Source organism: Actinomycetota bacterium (assembly GCA_009923495.1).
In the GTDB taxonomy this organism is placed as follows: domain Bacteria; phylum Actinomycetota; class Actinomycetes; order S36-B12; family UBA5976; genus UBA5976.
In genome coordinates, this window is the sequence record RFTJ01000037.1 from 1 (window position 1) to 2,910 (window position 2,910).

Consider the following 2,910-nt stretch of genomic DNA (forward strand, 5'->3'; position numbering starts at 1 on the left):
CGGTAGTTGCATCCCTGTTGTGCGGGTGATTGGCAACGAATACGAGGTTGAAGGCCGCATTTACATCAGTGGGCTGGTGCGTAACGCAAAAGATGCCCAACGGATGTACAACTATTGGACTAGCCAAGAGGCAGAGATGCTGGCGCTGGCTCCAAAGGCCCCGTTTATTGGTTATGGCGGTCAGTTTGAAGGGTACGAGACCCAATGGAAGACCGCAAACACGAATAATTGGCCTTATTTGGAGGTCAATCCAGACGTAACGGACGGCCAGGGTGCAATTTTGCCGTTACCGCAACGCGCACAACCTCCAATGGCGTCATCTGGCTTGATGCAAGCCAAATTAGGTGCGTCGGAAGACATTAAGTCTGCTACCGGGCAGTACAACGCCAGTTTGGGCCAAACGTCTAATGAACGCTCCGGCAGAGCTATCCTAGCCCGCCAGCGTGAGGGCGATGTAGGCACTTATCACTACCAAGACAACTTGGCGCGGGCTGTTCGCTATGTTGGACGGCAGTTGATTGACATTATCCCGAAGATTTACGACACGCAGCGCATCGCCCGAATTATTGGGATTGATGGCGAGACAAAGATGGTCAAGATTGACCCTACGCAGCAAGAACCTGTGCGTAAGATCCAGAATCAAGAAGGGATTGTAATCGACAAGATCTACAACCCGTCTGTTGGCAAGTACGACGTAGTGGTTGCTACTGGCCCTGGCTACGCGACCAAGCGCCAAGAGGCTCTTGAGGCGATGGCGCAACTGTTGCAGGGCAATCCACAACTTTGGTCAGTCGCTGGCGACCTGTTCGTCAAGAACATGGATTGGCCTGGCGCACAGGAAATGTCCAAACGGTTTGCCAAAACGATTGACCCCAAGCTCATGGGCGACGCCGAGGATAATCCACAATTGCAAGCAGCGCAGCAACAAATGCAAGCGATGGCGGCAGAGTTGGATCAACTGCACCAGATGTTGCAGAACGTCGGCAAGTCGATGGAAGCGCAGGACATGGAGCGCAAAGACTACGAGGCTAAGATCAAGGCATTTGACGCTGAGACTAAGCGTATTGCAGCGGTCCAAGCGGGTATGTCTGAAGAGCAGATTCAAGACATCGTTATGGGTACGTTACACGGTATGATTACGAGTGGCGATCTGGTTAGCGAGATGCCCGGACGGGAAACAAACGAGATGCTGCCGGAATCGGCTGAGTACGCACCACAGCAAGGGATGATGCAATGAAAGCCGCTGATTTCGTAGGTCTGTTGTTCTTAGCGCGTGATGTATCCCATAGCGTACACCTGAACACCCGTAGTTACAGCAAACACAAGGCGTTGCAGAAGTTTTACGAGTTGATCATTGAAGCGGCAGACGATTTTGCCGAAGCCTATCAGGGCCGGCACGGTCTGATTGGCCCAATTACGTTGATGTCAGCCAAGAAAACGACTAACATCATAGAATTCTTGGAAGCTCAGTTGGCTGAGATTGAAGCTGCTCGTTATGAAGTTGTCGACAAGACTGATATGTCTTTGCAGCAGTTGATTGACAACATCATTGAAGTCTATCTGAGAACCCTCTACAAACTACGCTTCTTGGCGTGAGGTAAATATGGCCGCGACGTACAGATATTTAACGGCATCGGCTAACGTCAAGCCGATGGGTGGCAAGCTCAAGGGCATCTTTGTATCTGCCGCCAGCAGTACACCTACGATTACGGTGTACAACAGCGCCGCCGCCACTACGACCGACACGATTGTCGGGGTGTTTACGCCAACTGGTGCGACCAGTTATGTGTTTACCGGCGACGAAGGCGGGGTTTATTTTAGCTCCGGCCTGTATGTTGTGATCAGCGGAACCGTTACTGCAACGGTGTTTTTCGAGTAAAGCATGGCAAATACCACGATTACGGCACTACCGGCGGCGACTACCCCGCTTGCGGGAACCGAAGTCGTCCCCATTGTCCAAGGCGGTGTAACCAAGCAAGTTGCCGTTAGCGATATCGGTGGCGGCGGTTCGGGCTCGGTCATTAGCGTAGCAACGGGTGCTGGACTGACTGGTGGCCCGATTACCACAAGCGGCACAATTAGCTTGGCGGCAACTTCAGTTGCCCCCGGTAGCTACACCAACACCAACCTAACGGTTGACGCTTATGGACGTATTACCGCAGCGTCGGCTGGTACGTCCACGGTTACAAGCGTAACCGGCACGGCTAACGAGATTACATCTAGCGGATCGTCGGCAATTACGCTATCGCTGCCCTCTGCGCTGACGTTTACGGGCAAAACGGTAACAGGTGGTGCGTTTACTGGCGGCACGATCAACAATACGTCCGTAGGTGCTACCACGCCGTCCACGGGCGCGTTTACGACATTTACAACCTCTGTTGGTCAGATTACAACCGCACCAAGCAGCGCCAACGATCTAGTCAACAAGTCTTACGTTGACTCAATTGCTGTTGGTCTGACGTTCCATGCGGCTTGTAATTTAGCAACGACCGCAGCGTTGCCAACGGTAACGTACAGCAACGGAACGGCAGGTGTTGGTGCAACGCTGACCGCAACGGCTAACGGCGCGTTGTCGGTAGACTCGGTTACGCCTAGCGTTGGAAACCGAATTCTCGTTAAAGATCAAGCGTCTTCGCTACAGAACGGTGTTTATACTGTAACTACGGTTGGTGATGGGTCTACCCCATTTCTGCTGACTCGCGCGACCGACATGAATACGTCGGGCAGCGGTTACAACCAGATCAATGCTGGTAACTACTTCCTGATTACTGCCGGGACGGTTAACACCAACACTTCTTGGGTGCAGACAACTGCGCTGCCGATTACGGTTGGCTCGACGAGCTTGGTGTTCTCGCAGTTCTCGTCTGGCGCTACTGCATACACGGCTGGTGCGGGACTGTCGTTATCTAC

Annotated in this window: 4 protein-coding genes; all 4 read left to right on the forward strand. The window is 52.9% G+C overall.

The annotated features are described in order from the left end of the window. A partial coding sequence (locus EBS36_07215) for a hypothetical protein (protein NBU32936.1) occupies nt 1–1,237 on the forward strand: 1,237 nt, incomplete at its 5' end. Then, nucleotides 1,234–1,596, forward strand: coding sequence for a hypothetical protein (locus EBS36_07220; protein NBU32937.1), 363 nt, complete (start codon nt 1,234–1,236; stop codon nt 1,594–1,596). The genes EBS36_07215 and EBS36_07220, both read left to right, overlap by 4 nt. Nucleotides 1,597–1,603: 7 nt before the next feature. Further along, nucleotides 1,604–1,879 (forward strand): hypothetical protein, encoded by a 276-nt coding sequence (locus tag EBS36_07225; protein NBU32938.1) that lies wholly within the window; start codon nt 1,604–1,606, stop codon nt 1,877–1,879. Between the two features lie 3 nt (nt 1,880–1,882). After that, the coding region (locus EBS36_07230) for a hypothetical protein (protein NBU32939.1) at nt 1,883–2,910 on the forward strand (1,028 nt) is incomplete at its 3' end.

Bases quoted from the DNA above. Each gene is read 5' to 3' on its own strand.
- EBS36_07220 (NBU32937.1), top strand. From the start codon at position 1,234: ATGAAAGCCGCTGATTTCGTAGGTCTGTTGTTCTTAGCGCGTGATGTA.
- EBS36_07225 (NBU32938.1), top strand. From the start codon at position 1,604: ATGGCCGCGACGTACAGATATTTAACGGCATCGGCTAACGTCAAGCCG.